We start from the raw sequence: 15,906 nt of genomic DNA on the forward strand, positions 1-15,906 counted from the left end.
TCGCCTCCCGGAACCCGCTCAAACCTTTCAGTTGCCCGAGCTTGCGATGAATTCCAACAACAAATCCCAAGCACCGACCGGCATCGCGCTGGTCGGCGACATCGGCGGGACCAACGCCCGCTTCGCCCTCTGGCGCGAGCAGCGCCTGGAGGCCATCGAGGTGCTGGCCTGCGCCGACTACCCGCGCCCGGAAGACGCCGTGCGCGAATACCTGCAGCGCGTCGGCCAGCCGCTCGGCGCCATCCACAGCGTCTGCCTGGCCTGCGCCGGGCCCGTGGGCGATGCCGACTTCCGCTTCACCAACAACCACTGGGTCATCAGCCGCGAGGCCTTCCGCGCCGAGCTGGGCCTGAGCCACCTGCTGCTGGTCAACGACTTCAGCACCATGGCCTGGGCCGCCTCGCGCCTGGGCGGCGAGGACCTGGTGCAGGTGCGCGACGGCCAGGCCCTGCCGGGCCGCGCCAAGCTGATCATCGGCCCCGGCACCGGCCTGGGCGTCGGCAGCCTGGTGCCGCTGCCCGGCGGCGGCTGGGACGTGCTGCCCTGCGAGGGCGGCCACGTCGACCTGCCGGTGACCGGCGAGCGCGACTTCGCCATCTGGCAGCAGCTGCGCGAGAAGTACGGCCACGTCTCGGCCGAGCGCGCGCTGTCCGGCAGCGGCCTGGAGAACATCTACCAGGCCAGCTGCAAGGTCGACGGCATCCAGCCACTGGCGCTCTCCGCGGCGCAGATCGGCGAGCGCGCCCTGGCCGGCGACGCCTACTGCGACGCGGTGCTGGAGCACTTCTTCGTGTGGCTGGCGCGGGTCGCCGGCAACGCGGTGATGACGGTCGGCGCCCTGGGCGGCGTGTACATCACCGGCGGCATAGTCCCGCGCTTCCTCGAACGCTTCCAGCGCAGCGGTTTCGCCGAGGCCTTCTGCACCCGCGGCAAGACCAGCGGCCCCTACCTGAGCCAGGTGCCGGTATGGGTGATGACCGCCAGCCATCCGGGCCTGTTCGGCGCCGGCGTGGCCCTGGAGCAGGCGCTGCAGGCAAAAGCCTGAACGACCAACGGCAACCACTGGAACAACAACAAGGGATGCCCCGTGAACGCACCCGCCAAATCCATCCTGCTGGTGGATGACGACCAGGAAATCCGCGAGCTGCTGGAAACCTACCTGAGCCGCGCCGGCTTCCAGGTGCGCAGCGCCGCCGACGGCGCGGCCTTTCGCCAGGCGTTGCTGGCAGAGGAGGCCGCCCTGGCCATCCTCGACGTGATGCTGCCCGACGAGGACGGCTTCAGCCTGTGCCGCTGGATTCGTTCGCACCAGCGCCTGGCCTGCATGCCGGTGATCATGCTCACCGCCAGTTCCGACGAAACCGACCGGGTGATCGGCCTGGAGCTGGGCGCCGACGACTACCTGGGCAAGCCCTTCAGCCCGCGCGAGCTGCTGGCGCGGATCAAGGCCCTGCTGCGCCGCGCGCAGTTCACCCAGGTGCGCGGCGGCGAGGTGCTGGCCTTCGACGACTGGCGCCTGGACACGGTCAGCCACCGGCTGTTCCACGAGGACGGCGAGGAGTTCTTCCTCAGCGGCGCCGACTTCGCCCTGCTCAAGCTGTTCCTCGACCACCCGCAGCAGATCCTCGACCGCGACACCATCGCCAACGCCACCCGCGGCCGCGAGGTGATGCCCCTGGAGCGCATCGTCGACATGGCGGTCAGCCGCCTGCGCCAGCGCCTGCGCGACACCGGCAAGGCGCCGCGGCTGATCCAGACCGTGCGCGGCAGCGGCTATCTGCTGGCGGCGCAGGTCCGCCCGCACCTGGGGCTGTGATGGGCGAGCGGCGGCGCTGGCCGCTGGTCCCGCGCTCGCTGCTGGGGCGCATGCTGCTGCTGACGCTGCTGGCGATCCTCGTCGCCCAGGGCCTGTCCAGCCTGTTCTGGCTCTCGCACCTGCGCTCCAGCCAGCGCGAGGGCCTGCTCACCAGCTCGCGCAGCCTGGCCTATTCCATGGCCGCCAGCGTCAGCTACTTCCGCTCGTTGCCCATCGGCTACCGCCCGCTGGTGCTGGACCAGCTGCGCAGCATGGGTGGCACGCGCTTCTTCGTCTCGCTCAACGAGCGCCCGCTGCAGATGCAGAGCCTGCCGGACACGCCGAACAAGCAGGCGGTGCTGGACATCGTCCGCGACGTGCTGCAGCAGAAGCTGGGCAAGGACGTGGAGCTGGAAGTGGAATTCGTCGCCCCGGACGACCTGCGCCTGTTCAACAGCCAACTGAAGCTGGAGGAACTGCCGCGCTCCTGGGCCCACTACGCGCTGACCCTGGAGCCGGTGAACCCGCCGGTGCTGGTGACGCAGATCCGCATCGGCGAGAACGAATGGCTCTACATCGCCAGCCTGATGCCGGCGCCCTACGTCAGCCTGGAGCCGGAGGCGCTGCAGCCGCAGCAACTGCTCTCCATCGGCCTGACCAGCCTGTTGCTGCTGCTCTTCGCCGGCCTGCTGGTGCACCAGCAGAGCCGCCCGCTCAAGCGCTTGGCCCGCGCCGCCCGCGAAGTCGCCCTGGGCAGCCCGGCGGCGCCGCTGGAAGAGCGCGGCGCCCGCGAGCTGGTGGAAGTCAGCCGCGCCTTCAACACCATGCGCGAGAGCATCGACCGCTACCTCAGCGAGCGCGGCCAGCTGTTCAGCGCCATCTCCCACGACCTGCGCACGCCCATCACCCGCCTGCGCCTGCGCGTCGAACTGCTCGACGACGAGCCGCAGCGCGACAAGCTCAACCAGGACCTCGACGAGCTGGAACTGCTGGTCAAGGGCGCCCTGCAATGCGTGAAGGACACCGACATCCACGAGAACATCGAGCCGGTGGACGTCAACCAGCTGCTGCAGCACGTCGCCGGCCCCTACCTGGCCGACGGCCGCGTGAAGCTGCTGGGGGAGGCGGGCGAACCCTATCCCGGCAAGCCCCTGGCCCTGCGCCGCTGCATCGGCAACCTGCTGGACAACGCCCTGAAGTACGGCGAGCGCGCGCAGGTGCAGGTCGAGGACGGCCTGGAAGCGCTGCTCGTGCACGTCGACGACGAGGGGCCCGGGGTGCCTGAGCAGCGCTTGGAACAGGTGTTCGAACCGCGGGTGCGCCTGTCGCAGCGGGGGCAGGGGTATGGGTTGGGGTTGGGGATCGCGAGGAATATCGCGCATACCCATGGCGGGGAGGTGAGTTTGCAGAATCGGCGGGAAGGGGGGCTGAGGGTGACGTTGAGGTTGCCGAGGTTGGTGGTCGAGTAAAGACGCTTCCTTTCCTCAGCTCAGAAGGTTCCGGCGTGCTCCATGATTGCGCCTTGCAGAGGACAGCCCCCTCTCCCTTCAGGGCGGGGCGCGCAGCCGAGGGCTGGGGAGAGGGGCTCTTCAACCAAGGCCGAGTAACTTCCCTGATCTCACAAAAAAGGAGATCAAGGATGCCGTCATACCGCGACTTCTCCCGCCAACTCCGCAAGGGCCAGACCGACGCTGAGCGGGCCCTCTGGCAACAACTCCGCGGCCACCGCTTCATGGATTTGAAGTTCAAGCGCCAGAAAGTGGTAGGCCACTACATAGTCGACTTCATCTGCCTGGAAAGAATGCTGGTGATCGAATTGGACGGCGGCCAGCACCTGGGCTCTGCTCCCGATCTGGAGCGAGACGCCTGGCTCTGTGCCCGAGGTTTCCAGGTGCTACGGTTCTGGAACCATGACGTGTTGTTGAGGATGGATTCGGTGCTGGAGGCGATACGCTTGGCGCTCGATTTGAGTCCGCAACCCTCTCCCCATCCCTCTCCCTGAAGGGAGAGGGGGCCGTTCGGCGCGGGCTGCAATCATGGAGTTAGCCGGCAACACTGGGCTATTAGGATGACTCAGGACATATAGCCCCTCAGGACCAGTCCCCTCTCCCTTCAGGGAGAGGGTTAGGGAGAGGGGCTCTTGGCTCTTCAAATCAACCCCAACCCAGCCACCCCAAATGTCACCACCCCGTGACAATCCCCCATCCCTTCGTTACCCGGAGCAGGAAATGCCTTGGATAGACTCGGACTACCGCAAGCGCAGACTTGCCCCGAATAACAAGAAAAGGTCCTCCCCCATGAATGCGCTCCGCCGCCTTTCCGCCGCTGTCTGTCTTTCCTCGCTCTATCTCGCCACCCCGGCCCACGCCGGCGAAGTCGAAGTCCTGCACTGGTGGACTTCCCCCGGCGAGGCGCGCGCCGCCGAAACCCTGAAGAAACTCGTCCAGGCCAAGGGCCACACCTGGAAGGACTTCGCCGTCGCCGGCGGTGGTGGCGAGGCCGCCATGACCGTGCTGAAGACCCGCGCCGTGTCCGGCAACCCGCCGGCCGCCGCGCAGATCAAGGGGCCGGACATCCAGGAGTGGGGCCAGCTCGGCCTGCTCGCCGACCTCAACCAGGTCGCCGCCGAGGGCAAATGGGACCAACTGCTGCCGCCGCAGGTGGCGCAGGTCATGAAGTACCAGGGCGACTACGTCGCCGTGCCGGTCAACGTGCACCGGGTGAACTGGCTGTACATCAACCCCGAGGTCTTCAAGAAGGCCGGCGCCACGCCGCCGACCACCCTCGACGAGTTCTTCGCCGCCGCCGACAAGCTCAAGGCTGCCGGCTTCGTCGCCCTGGCCCATGGCAGCCAGCCCTGGCAGGACGGCACCCTGTTCGAGAACCTGGTGCTCAGCAAGATGGGCCCGGACGGCTACCGCAAGGCCTTCGTCGAGCAGGACAAGGCCACCCTCACCGGGCCGCAGATGGTCGAGGTGTTCGGCGCGCTGAAGAAACTGCGCGGCTACATCGACGCCGACGCCGCCGGGCGCGAGTGGAACGTCGCCACCAGCATGGTCATCAACGGCAAGGCCGGCATGCAGATCATGGGCGACTGGGCCAAGAGCGAGTTCACCGCGGCCAGCAAGGTCGCCGGCAAGGACTACCAGTGCCTGCCGTTCCCCGGCACGCAGAAGGACTTCGACTACAACATCGACTCCCTGGTGATGTTCAAGCTGAGCAACGCCGAGAACCGCAAGGCCCAGGAAGACCTGGCGCGCGCGGTGCTCGACCCGGCGTTCCAGAAGGACTTCAACCTGGCCAAGGGCTCCATCCCGGTGCGCCTGGACGCCGACATGGCGCCCTTCGACGCCTGCGCCCAGCAGTCGATGAAGGACTTCAAGGCGGCCTCCGAGGCCGGCACCCTGGTGCCGAGCATGGCCCACAGCATGGCCGCATCCAGCTACGTGCAGGGCGCCATCTTCGACGTGGTGACCAACTTCTTCAACGACCCCGCCGCTGACCCGCAGAAGGCTGCCCAGCAGCTCTACGCGGCCATCGAGGCGGCGGCGCAGTAAGCCGCGCGGCGCCTTCCGCCAGGCGCCGCCCCACTCCCAGCCGACCCACTCCGGGCCATCGCCATGGCCCGGACGGCTTCACTCGCACCCGGGAAGACCCATGGCGACAGAAAACCCCACCTTCACCCCCGCGGCGGCTCCGCGCGCCTCGCTGTTCGACGGCCTGCAGCGCTGGCTGCCGAAACTGGTGCTGGCCCCGAGCATGCTCGTGGTGCTGGTCTGCGTGTACGGCTACATCGGCTGGACGCTGCTGCTGTCCTTCACCAATTCGCGCTTCATGCCCAGCTACAGCTGGGCCGGGCTTGGCCAGTACCTGCGCCTGTGGGACAACGACCGCTGGTGGGTGGCCAGCCGCAACCTGCTGCTGTTCGGCGGCCTGTTCATCGTCATCTGCCTGCTGCTCGGGGTGTTCCTCGCCGTGCTGCTGGACCAGCGCATCCGCCGCGAGGGCTTCATCCGCACCGTCTACCTGTACCCCATGGCGCTGTCGATGATCGTCACCGGCACCGCCTGGAAGTGGCTGCTCAACCCCGGCCTGGGCCTGGACAAGCTGCTGCGCGACTGGGGCTGGACGGGCTTCCGCTTCGACTGGCTGGTGGACCCGCAGCGCGTCGTCTACTGCCTGGTGATCGCCGCCGTGTGGCAGGCCTCGGGCTTCGTCATGGCGCTGTTCCTCGCCGGCCTGCGCGGCGTCGACCCGGCCATCGTGCGCGCCGCCCAGGTGGACGGCGCGAGCCTGCCGACCATCTACCTGCGCATCGTCCTGCCGAGCCTGCGCCCGGTGTTCTTCAGCGCGCTGATGATCCTCGCGCACATCGCCATCAAGAGCTTCGACCTGGTCGCCGCGATGACCGCCGGCGGCCCCGGCTACTCCTCCGACCTGCCGGCGATGTTCATGTACGCCCACACCTTCACCCGCGGGCAGATGGGCCTGGGCGCGGCGAGCGCGATGCTGATGCTCGGCGCGGTGCTGGCCATAGTCGTGCCCTACCTGTATTCCGAACTGCGAGGCAAGCGCCATGCGTGACGCGACCTTCAAGCCCAGCCTCGGCCGCCTGGCGGTCCACGCCACCCTCTGGGGCGCCGTGGCGCTGTACCTGATCCCGCTGCTGGTGATGCTGCTGACCAGCTTCAAGAGCCCCGAGGACATCCGCAACAGCAACCTGCTGGCGCTGCCGGAAGTGTTCACACTGATCGGCTGGGTGAAGGCCTGGGGCGCGGTGGGCGACTTCTTCTGGAACTCGGTTCGCATCACGGTGCCCGGCGTGCTGATCTCCACCTTCATCGGCGCGCTGAACGGCTACGTGCTGTCCATGTGGCGCTTCCGCGGCTCGCAGCTGTTCTTCGGCGCGCTGCTGTTCGGCTGCTTCCTGCCGTTCCAGGTGATCCTCCTGCCGATGTCCTTCACCCTCGGCAAGCTGGGCCTGGCCAACACCACCACGGGCCTGGTGATGGTCCACTGCATCTACGGCCTGGCCTTCACCACGCTGTTCTTCCGCAACTACTTCGTGGCCATCCCGGATGCCCTGGTGAAGGCCGCGCGGCTCGACGGCGCCGGCTTCTTCACCATCTTCACGCGCATCCTCCTGCCGATGTCCACGCCCATCGTCATGGTCTGCCTGATCTGGCAGTTCACCCAGATCTGGAACGACTTCCTCTTCGGCGTGGTGTTCGCCAGCGGCGACGCCCAGCCGATCACGGTGGCGCTGAACAACCTGGTGAACATCAGCACCGGGGTCAAGGAATACAACGTCGACATGGCCGCGGCGATGATCGCCGCGCTGCCGACGCTGATCGTCTACGTACTGGCTGGAAAGTATTTCGTGCGCGGCCTGACCGCCGGCGCGGTCAAGGGGTAATCGGACATGGCAACACTCGAACTGCGCAACCTGCACAAGTCCTACGGCAGCGGCCTGGCGGACACCCTCAAGTCCATCGACCTGGCGATCGAGTCCGGCGAGTTCCTGATCCTGGTCGGCCCCTCCGGCTGCGGCAAGTCCACGCTGATGAACTGCATCGCCGGCCTGGAGGACATCAGCGGCGGCGCCATCCTGGTGGATGGCCGCGACATCAGCGGCATGAGCCCGAAGGACCGCGACATCGCCATGGTGTTCCAGTCCTACGCGCTGTACCCGACCATGACGGTGCGCGAGAACATCGCCTTCGGCCTGAAGATCCGCAAGCTGCCCCAGGCGGCCATCGACGAAGAAGTGGCGCGGGTGGCCAAGCTGCTGCAGATCGAGCACCTGCTGCAGCGCAAGCCCTCGCAGCTCTCCGGCGGCCAGCAGCAGCGCGTAGCCATGGGCCGGGCGCTGGCGCGGCGGCCGAAGATCTACCTGTTCGACGAACCGCTGTCGAACCTCGACGCCAAGCTGCGGGTGGAGATGCGCACCGAGATCAAGCTGATGCACCAGCGCCTGAAGACCACCACGGTCTACGTCACCCACGACCAGATCGAGGCCATGACCCTCGGCGACAAGGTGGCGGTGATGAAGGATGGCATCGTCCAGCAGTTCGGCACACCGCAGCAGATCTACAACGACCCGGCCAACCTGTTCGTCGCCAGCTTCATCGGCTCGCCGCCGATGAACTTCATCCCGCTGCGCGTGCAGCGCCAGGGCAGCCGCCTGGTCGGCCTGCTGGACAGCGGCCAGGACCGCTGCGAGCTGCCGCTGGAGCTGGACGCCGAAGTGGCCGAGGGCCGCGAGCTGATCCTCGGCGTGCGTCCGGAACAGATCGGCGTGGCCGAGAACGGCAACGGCCTGGTGGACGTGCGCGCCGAGGTCGAGGTGCTGGAGCCCACCGGCCCGGACACCTTGGCCTTCGTCACCCTCAACGGCGCCAAGGTCTGCTGCCGCCTGGCCCCGGACGCCGCGCCGGCCCTGGGCTCGACCCTGCAACTGCGGCTGGACCCGGCGCGGGTACTGCTGTTCGACGCGGGCAGCGGCGAGCGCCTGCGCAAGGCGCCGGGCGGGGCGGGGGAGGCCAAGGTCACCCCGCTGGCCCGGCACAAGCACTGAACGCCGCAAGGCATTTCACCAACGAGGACGTCAGCAATGCATAAGAACAACAAGATCCGGCCCGCCCTGGGCTGCCTGCTCGCCCTGGGCGCCGTCGGCCTGAATGGCCTGGCCTGCGCCGACGAGGCCTTCTCCGTCGATTCGAAATGGGGCCTGGGGGACTGGGGCGGCACCCGCAGCGAGCTGCTGGAGAAGGGCTACGACTTCAAGCTGGACTACGTCGGCGAGGCCGCGGGCAACCTGCACGGCGGCTACAACGACGACAAGACCGCGCGCTACACCGACCAGTGGGCGCTGGGCACCCACCTGGACCTGCAGAAGATCCTCGGCTGGCACGGCGCCGAGTTCCAGCTGACGGTGACCGAGCGCAGCGGCAACAACCTCTCCAACGACCGCCTCAGCGACCCGCGCGCCGGCCAGCTCAGCTCGGTGCAGGAAGTCTGGGGCCGCGGCCAGACCTGGCGGCTGACGCAGATGTGGTACAAGCAGACCTTCCTCGACGATGCCCTGGACATCAAGGTCGGCCAGTTCGGCGAGGGCGAGGACTTCAACAGCTTCCCCTGCGACTTCCAGAACCTGGCGTTCTGCGGCTCCCAGGTGGGCAACTGGGTGGGCGGCATCTGGTACAACTGGCCGGTGGCGCAGTGGGCGCTGCGGGTGAAATACAACCTCAGCCCGGAATTCTTCGTGCAGGTCGGCGCCTACGAGCAGAACCCCTCGAACCTGGAGACCGGCAACGGCTTCAAGCTCAGCGGCAGCGGCACCAAGGGCGCCATCCTGCCGGTGGAGCTGGTGTGGTCGCCGAAGGTGGGGGCGCAGCAACTGCCGGGCGAATATCGCCTGGGCTACTACTACAGCACCGCCAAGGCCGACGACGTCTACGAGGATGTGAACGGCCAGCCCCAGGCGCTGACCGGCAACGCCTTCAAGTCCCACGGCAGCAAGCACGGCTGGTGGGTGGTGGCGCAGCAGCAGGTCACTGCGCACAACGGCGACGCTTCGCGCGGGCTGAGCCTGTTCGCCAACTTCACCGTGCATGACCAGGCGACCAACAGCATCGACAACTACCAGCAGGTGGGCATGGTCTACAAAGGCCTGTTCGATGCGCGGCCGAAAGACGACATCGGCCTGGCGGTGGCGCGCATCCACATCAACGACGATGTGACCAGGCACCAGAAGCAGATCAACGAAGTCTCCGGCATCGACGACTACGACAACCCGCTGTTCCAGCCGGTGCAGCACAGCGAATACGACGCCGAGCTGTACTACGGTGTGCACGTGACCAACTGGCTGACAGTGCGGCCGAACCTGCAGTACATCAAGCATCCCGGCGGCGTCTACGAGGTGGACAACGCCCTGGTCGCCGGGCTGAAGATCCAGTCCAGCTTCTGATGCGCCAAACGACACGCTCCTGAGGTGCTGCTGTACTTGGCCCGCCCGCCATCACCGGGGCGGGCTTTTTGTTCGTGGGGCGCATAACCGTTCGCGGTTATCCGCCGATACGCCGGGGCCACGGCCAGCGCCCAGGTCAACCTGGGAGCCGCCGGGCAGCGAGGCTGGACGGCGGATAACGCCGTAGGCGTTATCCGCCCTACGTGACCGGCCTGGGACGAAAAAATCCGGACATGTGACTGGGGTTCTATGCTTTTCAGGTAGAATCTGCGCTTTTTTCACCAACGTGTAGTAAAACTACATAGATGTCATGCCCCGGGAGCGTCCGGGAAGGGATTGATTCAGGACCTCCGGACAATGCTCGAGCATCCGCTGCAGCGCTTCTTCCATTCCATGCGTGCCAAGCGCCCCTTCGACTGGGTGCGCTTCCAGCGCCGCGACCTGCTGCTGATCGATCATCCCCTGTGCCAGGCGGTCTTCAGCCGCCAGGGCGCGCAGCTGCTGCACTTCCGGCCCCAGGGCGAGCGCTCCATGCTGTGGTGTTCCAGCCAGTGGCCGGCGCTGAGCACGGCGCCCATCCGCGGCGGCATCCCGGTGTGCTGGCCGTGGTTCGGCAGCCACCCCAGCGAGCCCGACTGGCCGCCCCACGGCTGGGCCCGCCAGCGCGAATGGCGCCTGCTCGACGCCCACGCCGACGAGAGCCTGGTGCAGGTGAGCTGGCAGCTGGACATCGAGGACTGGCACGTGCGCCTGGACGCGCGCCTGGGCCGCGAACTGGAGATGGAACTGTCCAGCTACCACGAGGACGACAGCGACTGCCTGTTCAGCTTCGCCCTGCAACCCTACTGGCGCATCGGCTCGCTGCGCCGCAGCGTGGTCCACGGCATGGAGCTGGAGGGCGGCCAGCGCCCAACGGCGCCGCTGCCCAACACCTGGACGCCGCGGGGCGCGGTCAAGCAGGTGCTGTACAACACCGGCGCGCTGGTGCTGGAAGACGCCGGCTGGCAGCGCCGCCTGCGCATCGACAAGAACGCCGCCGCCGGCAGCGTCATCTGGCACCCCGGCAGCCGCGCGGTGGAGCAGGTGGAGCCGGGCGAGGCCGACCGCTTCCTGTGCATCGGCGCCGCCGGCTACCGCCCCGGCGGCCTGATCCTGGCCCAGGGCGAGCGCATGCGCCTGCGGTTGAAGGCCGGGTTGGTCTGACGGTTTCCGCTGCGCGGGGTTTGAGCGTAGGAGAACAACGGTCTTGCCGACTGCGCCAAGGTGCTCTTCGTAGGATGGGTTGAGCTTGCGATACCCATCGAACCATGGTGATGGGTATCGCTTCGCTCAACACCATCCTACGAACAGCCGTGCTTCCTGGAACGTAGGAGCGGACTCCGTCCGCGATGGGCTGATCTCTGGCGCCGAAATCGCGGATAAATCCGCGCCTACGAAACCACCACGCCGCGGCGTCAGTCTTCCTCGTCCAGCTGGTACCGCGTCGGCACCAGGCTCTCCTTGATCTTGCGCAGGTGCGGCTGGAAGTCCACGCCGCGGCGCAGGGTCACGCCGGTGGCGAGCACGTCGAGCACCGTCAGCTGGATGATCCGCGAGGTCATCGGCATGTAGATGTCGGTATCTTCCGGCAGCGGGATGTCCAGGGTCAGGGTGCAGACCTTGGCCAGCGGCGAGTCGGCGGCGGTCAGGCCGAGCACCGAGGCGCCGTTGTCCCGCGCCAGGCGCGCCACGTCCACCAGTTCGCGGGTGCGGCCGGTATAGGAAATCACCACGAACAGGTCGCCGGTGTGCGCCACCGAGGCGATCATCCGCTGCATCAGCACGTCGCTCTGCGCCGACACCGCCAGGTTGAAGCGGAAGAACTTGTGCTGCGCATCCAGCGCCACCGAGCTGGAGGCGCCTAGGCCGAAGAAGTGGATCTGCCGGGCCTGGATCAGCAGGTCCACGGCGCGGTCCACGGCGCGCGGGTCGATCAGCTTGTAGGTGGCGTCCAGCGAGGCGATGGTGCTGCCGAAGATCTTCCGCGTGTACGCCTCGGGGCCGTCGTCCTCGGCCACTGCCTGGGTGACGAAGGCCGCGCCGCTGGCCAGGCTCTGCGCCAGCTGGATCTTCAGCTCCGGGTAGCCGCTCATGCCGAAGGAGCGGCAGAAGCGGTTCACCGTCGGTTCGCTGACGCTCGCGGCCTGGGCCAGCGCGGCAATGCTGAAGCGGGTGGCCTGCTGCGGGTTCTGCAGTATCACCTCGGCGACCTTGCGTTCGGCCTTGTTCAAGTCTTCCAGGCGCGTCTGGATCTGCTCCAGCAGGTTCTTCATCCGTTCTCCTTGGTGGCCCCGGCGGGGCAATCGACGGCCGGGGACGTACCTGCGGCCAGCGGCGCTATCCTAACGTCAGGTCGGCAGACGACCAACAGGACCGCGTCTTGGGAAAAATATGTTGTTTAATTACTACATTTTTGCCTTAATGGCCCGGTGTATTCGGCAAATGTTCCTCAAAATCTGTTTGGTAACAACAAATGCCTGATGTCCGCGTTCTGCCTTGCACCCTGGCGCTGTTCGGCGCGCTGGGCGACCTCGCCCTGCGCAAGCTGATCCCCGCCCTCTACCAGCTCGACCGTGAAGGCCTGCTCCACGGCGACACCCGCATCCTCGCCCTGGCCCGCGACGAGGGCGACCCCGCCGCCCACCTGGCCACCCTCGAGAAGCGCCTGCGCCTGGCCGTGCCGGCGCGCGAATGGGACGACGCCGTGTGGGCGCGCTTCCAGCAGCGCCTGAGCTACCTGAGCATGGACTTCCTCGACGCCGCTTCCTACCCGGCGTTGCGCGACGCGGTGCCGGCCGGCTTGCCGCTGGTGGCCTACTTCGCCACCCCGGCCGCGGTCTACGGCGGCATCTGCGAGAACCTCGCCGCCCTCGGCCTGGCCGAACGCACCCGAGTGGTGCTGGAGAAGCCCATCGGCCACGACCTGGCGTCGTCCCGCGAGGTGAACGAGGCGGTGGCGAAGTTCTTCCCGGAGAACCGCATCTACCGGATCGACCACTACCTGGGCAAGGAAACGGTGCAGAACCTCATCGCCCTGCGCTTCGCCAACAGCCTGTTCGAGACGCAGTGGAACCAGAACCACATCTCCCACGTGGAAATCACCGTGGCCGAGAAGGTCGGCATCGAAGGCCGCTGGGGCTACTTCGACCAGGCCGGCCAACTGCGCGACATGGTGCAGAACCATCTGCTGCAGCTGCTCTGCCTGATCGCCATGGACCCGCCCAGCGACCTCTCCGCCGACAGCATCCGCGACGAGAAGGTCAAGGTGCTGCGCGCCCTGGAGCCGATCCCGCCGGAGCAACTGGCCGGCCGCGTAGTGCGTGGCCAGTACACCGCCGGCTTCATCGACGGCAAGGCGGTGCCCGGCTACCTGGAAGAGGAACACGCCAACCGTATGAGCGGCGCCGAGACCTTCGTCGCCCTGCGCGTGGACATCCGCAACTGGCGCTGGTCCGGCGTGCCCTTCTACCTGCGCACCGGCAAGCGCATGCCGCAGAAGCTGTCGCAGATCGTCATCCACTTCAAGAACCCGCCGCACTACATCTTCGCCCCGGAGCAGCGCTCGCTGATCAGCAACCGCCTGATCATCCGCCTGCAGCCGGACGAGGGCATCTCCCTGCAGGTGATGACCAAGGACCAGGGCCTGGGCAAGGGCATGCAACTGCGCACCGGGCCGCTGCAGCTGAGCTTCTCCGAGGCGTACCAGGCCGCGCGCGTGCCGGACGCCTACGAGCGGCTGCTGCTGGAAGTGATGCAGGGCAACCAGTACCTGTTCGTGCGCAAGGACGAAGTGGAGTTCGCCTGGAAGTGGTGCGACCACCTGATCGCCGGCTGGGAACGCCTGGGCGACGCCCCCAAACCCTACGCCGCCGGCACCTGGGGACCTCAGGCGGCCGTGGCGCTGATCGCGAGAGACGGGAAAGACTGGTATGGCGACCATTGATCTGAAGCTGCCGGCCGGCGTGCGCTGGACGGCCTGGGAAAGCCCGGTGGCGCAGGCCCGCGGCCTGGCCGCCAATGTGGCCGAACAACTGCGCGGGGCCATCGCCGAGCGCGGCCGCGCGCTGCTGGCGGTGTCCGGCGGGCGCAGCCCGGTGGCTTTCCTAGAAGCACTGAGCGGCGAAGTCCTCGACTGGGGCAAGGTGACCGTGACCCTCGCCGACGAGCGCTGGGTGCCGGAAGTCCACCCGGACAGCAATGCCGGCCTGGTGCGCCGCCACCTGCTCAAGGGCGCGGCGGCCAAGGCGCTGTTCTGCGGCCTGTATCACTCGGCGCCGAGCCTGGAGGAAGCGGCGGCCATCGCCGACCGCCAGGTCGCCGAGCTGGCCCTGCCCATCGACGTGCTGGTGCTGGGCATGGGCGACGACGGCCACACCGCCTCGCTGTTCCCGGCCAGCCCGGGCCTGGCCGAGGCCCTCGACCCGGCCGGCGCGCGCCATTGCCTGCCGGCCTGGGCGCCGAGCGTGCCGCACCAGCGCCTGACCCTCAGCCGCGCGCTGCTGGCCGCCTCGCGGGTGCAACTGCTGGCGATCCAGGGCGAGGCCAAGCTGGCCACCCTGAAGGCCGCGCTGGCCGCCGAAGACGAAGCAAGCATGCCGGTGAGCGCCTTCCTCCGCGCTCCCCTGTCGATCCACTGGTGCCCTTGAGGCACGGAGTTACCGCAACATGAACCTCGATTCCCACATCCAGCGCATCGACGCCCTCGCCGAGCGCGCCCGCATCCTGCCGGTGATCACCATCGATCGCGAGCAGGACATCCTGCCCATGGCCGACGCCCTGGCCGCCGGCGGCATCACCGTGCTGGAAGTGACCCTGCGCACCCCGCTGGGCCTGACCGCCATCCGCACCCTGGCCGAACAGCGCCCGGAATTGTGCGTGGGCGCCGGCACCGTGCTGGACCCGCAGACCTTCCGCCAGGCGGAAGAGGCCGGCGCGCAGTTCATCGTCACCCCCGGTTGCACCGAGGAACTGCTGCAGCACGCGGTGAGCCGCCCGGTGCCGCTGCTGCCCGGCGTGGCCACCGCCTCCGAGATCATGGCCGCCTACCGCCACGGCCTGCGCCGCTTCAAGCTGTTCCCGGCCAAGGTGTGTGGCGGCGTGGAAGCGCTCAAGGCCTTCGCCGGCCCCTTCCCGGAAGTGCGCTTCTGCCCCACCGGCGGGGTAGGACCGGACAACCTGAACGACTACTACCGCCTGGACAACGTGATGTGCGTGGGGGGCACCTGGATGCTGCCCAAGGCCGCCGTCGCCAGCGGTGACTGGGCCGCGGTCGAGCGCCTGTCGCGCGAGGCCCTGGCGCTGCTCGAATCACACTGAGCTGTCCCACGATCGGACGTGCCCGGCCTTGTGCCGGGCTTTTTTATGGGGCTCTTCGTAGGAGCGAGCTTGCTCGCGAACGGTACTCGTCGGTTGTACCGACGTGGGGTTTGACTCCGCTCCCTCTCCCTAACCCTCTCCCTGAAGGGAGAGGGGACTGTCCTCTGCCTGCTGAGGTCCCCGAGTGGTCCTGTGGTTTCCGGCTGACGCCTGACTTCCCAAGCACGCCGAACGGCCCCCTCTCCCTTCAGGGAGAGGGCTGGGGAGAGGGTGCTCTTAAACCCGGCACCTACGCCACCGGGAAACCCCGTTCGCGAGCAAGCTCGCTCCTACGAAACAATCCCCTCCAGATAATCCCGCAACCGCTCCTGCAGATAGGGCACCGCTTCCCCCTCATCCAGCCCGAGGTACTCCTCCACCGCCATCAGCCGCCAATACTGCCCCTCGTCGCCGAAGCGGATCGCTGCGAACTCCGCCGCCCGCAGCCGCGCCACCAGGAACCAGGCCCAGGGCGCCGGGCCGTGGGTGGCGCGGTAGCGGCGCTGCCATTCGATGCGCTCCTGGCCCAGGCGGATGGCGAACTCCTCCTCCAACTCGCGCAACGCGCATTCGGCCGGGGTTTCCTGGCCTTCGCGGCCACCGCCGGGAAAGTCCCAGCAGCCGGGGAAGGGGATACCGGGTTTCTCGTCGCGCAGGTAGACCACTAGGTGGCCGTCGTGGAACAGCGCCAGCTTGGCGCCGGTGAAGGCGGATTGGTCGCTCAACTCGGTTTCCCCCTGAAAGCGGC

Annotated in this window: 15 protein-coding genes; 13 read left to right on the top strand and 2 right to left on the bottom strand. The window is 67.8% G+C overall.

What is annotated here, in order from left to right:
* Positions 1-46 precede the first annotated feature (46 nt).
* The 10 genes from IG194_RS22800 to IG194_RS22845 all read left to right on the top strand — a co-directional run bounded on the left by IG194_RS22800 (position 47) and on the right by IG194_RS22845 (position 10,967).
* A complete protein-coding gene (locus IG194_RS22800) occupies positions 47-1,045 on the top strand; it encodes a glucokinase (protein WP_058488829.1) in 999 nt (332 codons plus the stop codon).
* A gap of 42 nt (positions 1,046-1,087) precedes the next feature.
* On the top strand, positions 1,088-1,816 hold the full coding sequence (locus IG194_RS22805; RefSeq protein ID WP_043267606.1) for a response regulator: 729 nt from the start codon (positions 1,088-1,090) through the stop codon (positions 1,814-1,816).
* A complete protein-coding gene (locus tag IG194_RS22810) occupies positions 1,816-3,264 on the top strand; it encodes an ATP-binding protein (RefSeq protein ID WP_043319330.1) in 1,449 nt (482 codons plus the stop codon). Before IG194_RS22805 ends, IG194_RS22810 begins: the two co-directional genes overlap by 1 nt.
* Positions 3,265-3,434: 170 nt before the next feature.
* Entirely contained in the window at positions 3,435-3,797 is a 363-nt protein-coding gene (locus IG194_RS22815) for an endonuclease domain-containing protein (RefSeq protein ID WP_058488830.1), read from the top strand.
* A 295-nt stretch (positions 3,798-4,092) separates the two neighbouring features.
* Entirely contained in the window at positions 4,093-5,352 is a 1,260-nt protein-coding gene (locus IG194_RS22820; RefSeq protein ID WP_058488831.1) for an ABC transporter substrate-binding protein, read from the top strand.
* A gap of 100 nt (positions 5,353-5,452) precedes the next feature.
* The gene (locus IG194_RS22825; RefSeq protein ID WP_058488832.1) at positions 5,453-6,379 is read left to right on the top strand and encodes a carbohydrate ABC transporter permease; all 927 of its coding nucleotides are present in this window, start codon (positions 5,453-5,455) and stop codon (positions 6,377-6,379) included.
* Positions 6,372-7,211 carry a carbohydrate ABC transporter permease gene (locus IG194_RS22830; RefSeq protein ID WP_058488833.1) on the top strand — a complete coding sequence of 280 codons (840 nt, stop codon included), beginning with the start codon at positions 6,372-6,374 and terminating at the stop codon, positions 7,209-7,211. Before IG194_RS22825 ends, IG194_RS22830 begins: the two co-directional genes overlap by 8 nt.
* A 6-nt stretch (positions 7,212-7,217) precedes the next feature.
* The gene (locus IG194_RS22835) at positions 7,218-8,372 is read left to right on the top strand and encodes an ABC transporter ATP-binding protein (protein WP_009620925.1); all 1,155 of its coding nucleotides are present in this window, start codon (positions 7,218-7,220) and stop codon (positions 8,370-8,372) included.
* 36 nt (positions 8,373-8,408) lie between these two features.
* On the top strand, positions 8,409-9,764 hold the full coding sequence (locus IG194_RS22840; RefSeq protein WP_058488834.1) for a carbohydrate porin: 1,356 nt from the start codon (positions 8,409-8,411) through the stop codon (positions 9,762-9,764).
* A 357-nt stretch (positions 9,765-10,121) separates the two neighbouring features.
* Complete coding sequence (locus IG194_RS22845; RefSeq protein ID WP_058488835.1) at positions 10,122-10,967, top strand: D-hexose-6-phosphate mutarotase; 846 nt, start codon at positions 10,122-10,124, stop codon at positions 10,965-10,967.
* 251 nt (positions 10,968-11,218) lie between these two features.
* On the opposite strand, the gene IG194_RS22850 is transcribed toward IG194_RS22845, so the two are convergent.
* Positions 11,219-12,076: a MurR/RpiR family transcriptional regulator gene (locus tag IG194_RS22850; protein WP_058488836.1), complete on the bottom strand. Its 858-nt coding sequence runs from the start codon at positions 12,074-12,076 to the stop codon at positions 11,219-11,221.
* 200 nt (positions 12,077-12,276) lie between these two features.
* Here IG194_RS22850 and zwf point away from each other — a divergent pair, with 200 nt between their 5' ends.
* The 3 genes from zwf to IG194_RS22865 are packed head-to-tail and all read left to right on the top strand — an operon-like array spanning position 12,277 to position 15,119.
* Positions 12,277-13,746 (top strand): glucose-6-phosphate dehydrogenase, encoded by a 1,470-nt coding sequence (zwf, locus tag IG194_RS22855; RefSeq protein WP_043267599.1) that lies wholly within the window; start codon positions 12,277-12,279, stop codon positions 13,744-13,746.
* Complete coding sequence (pgl, locus tag IG194_RS22860) at positions 13,733-14,449, top strand: 6-phosphogluconolactonase (RefSeq protein ID WP_058488837.1); 717 nt, start codon at positions 13,733-13,735, stop codon at positions 14,447-14,449. The genes zwf and pgl overlap by 14 nt, the downstream gene beginning before the upstream one ends.
* 19 nt (positions 14,450-14,468) lie before the next feature.
* Positions 14,469-15,119: a bifunctional 4-hydroxy-2-oxoglutarate aldolase/2-dehydro-3-deoxy-phosphogluconate aldolase gene (locus IG194_RS22865; RefSeq protein WP_058488838.1), complete on the top strand. Its 651-nt coding sequence runs from the start codon at positions 14,469-14,471 to the stop codon at positions 15,117-15,119.
* Between the two features lie 329 nt (positions 15,120-15,448).
* Here the strand turns inward: IG194_RS22865 and IG194_RS22870 are convergent, their stop codons facing one another.
* Positions 15,449-15,883, bottom strand: coding sequence for an NUDIX hydrolase (locus tag IG194_RS22870; protein WP_058488839.1), 435 nt, complete (start codon positions 15,881-15,883; stop codon positions 15,449-15,451).
* Positions 15,884-15,906 lie beyond the last annotated feature (23 nt).

This window comes from Pseudomonas sp. ADPe (assembly GCF_014843515.1).
Classification (GTDB): domain Bacteria; phylum Pseudomonadota; class Gammaproteobacteria; order Pseudomonadales; family Pseudomonadaceae; genus Pseudomonas; species Pseudomonas citronellolis.

Coding starts and splice junctions, on each gene's coding strand:
- IG194_RS22820 (WP_058488831.1), top strand. CDS start 4,093: ATGAATGCGCTCCGCCGCCTTTCCGCCGCTGTCTGTCTTTCCTCGCTC.
- IG194_RS22815 (WP_058488830.1), top strand. CDS start 3,435: ATGCCGTCATACCGCGACTTCTCCCGCCAACTCCGCAAGGGCCAGACC.
- IG194_RS22800 (WP_058488829.1), top strand. CDS start 47: ATGAATTCCAACAACAAATCCCAAGCACCGACCGGCATCGCGCTGGTC.
- IG194_RS22830 (WP_058488833.1), top strand. CDS start 6,372: ATGCGTGACGCGACCTTCAAGCCCAGCCTCGGCCGCCTGGCGGTCCAC.
- IG194_RS22825 (WP_058488832.1), top strand. CDS start 5,453: ATGGCGACAGAAAACCCCACCTTCACCCCCGCGGCGGCTCCGCGCGCC.
- IG194_RS22845 (WP_058488835.1), top strand. CDS start 10,122: ATGCTCGAGCATCCGCTGCAGCGCTTCTTCCATTCCATGCGTGCCAAG.
- zwf (WP_043267599.1), top strand. CDS start 12,277: ATGCCTGATGTCCGCGTTCTGCCTTGCACCCTGGCGCTGTTCGGCGCG.
- IG194_RS22865 (WP_058488838.1), top strand. CDS start 14,469: ATGAACCTCGATTCCCACATCCAGCGCATCGACGCCCTCGCCGAGCGC.
- IG194_RS22810 (WP_043319330.1), top strand. CDS start 1,816: ATGGGCGAGCGGCGGCGCTGGCCGCTGGTCCCGCGCTCGCTGCTGGGG.
- pgl (WP_058488837.1), top strand. CDS start 13,733: ATGGCGACCATTGATCTGAAGCTGCCGGCCGGCGTGCGCTGGACGGCC.
- IG194_RS22850 (WP_058488836.1), bottom strand. CDS start 12,076: ATGAAGAACCTGCTGGAGCAGATCCAGACGCGCCTGGAAGACTTGAAC.
- IG194_RS22835 (WP_009620925.1), top strand. CDS start 7,218: ATGGCAACACTCGAACTGCGCAACCTGCACAAGTCCTACGGCAGCGGC.
- IG194_RS22840 (WP_058488834.1), top strand. CDS start 8,409: ATGCATAAGAACAACAAGATCCGGCCCGCCCTGGGCTGCCTGCTCGCC.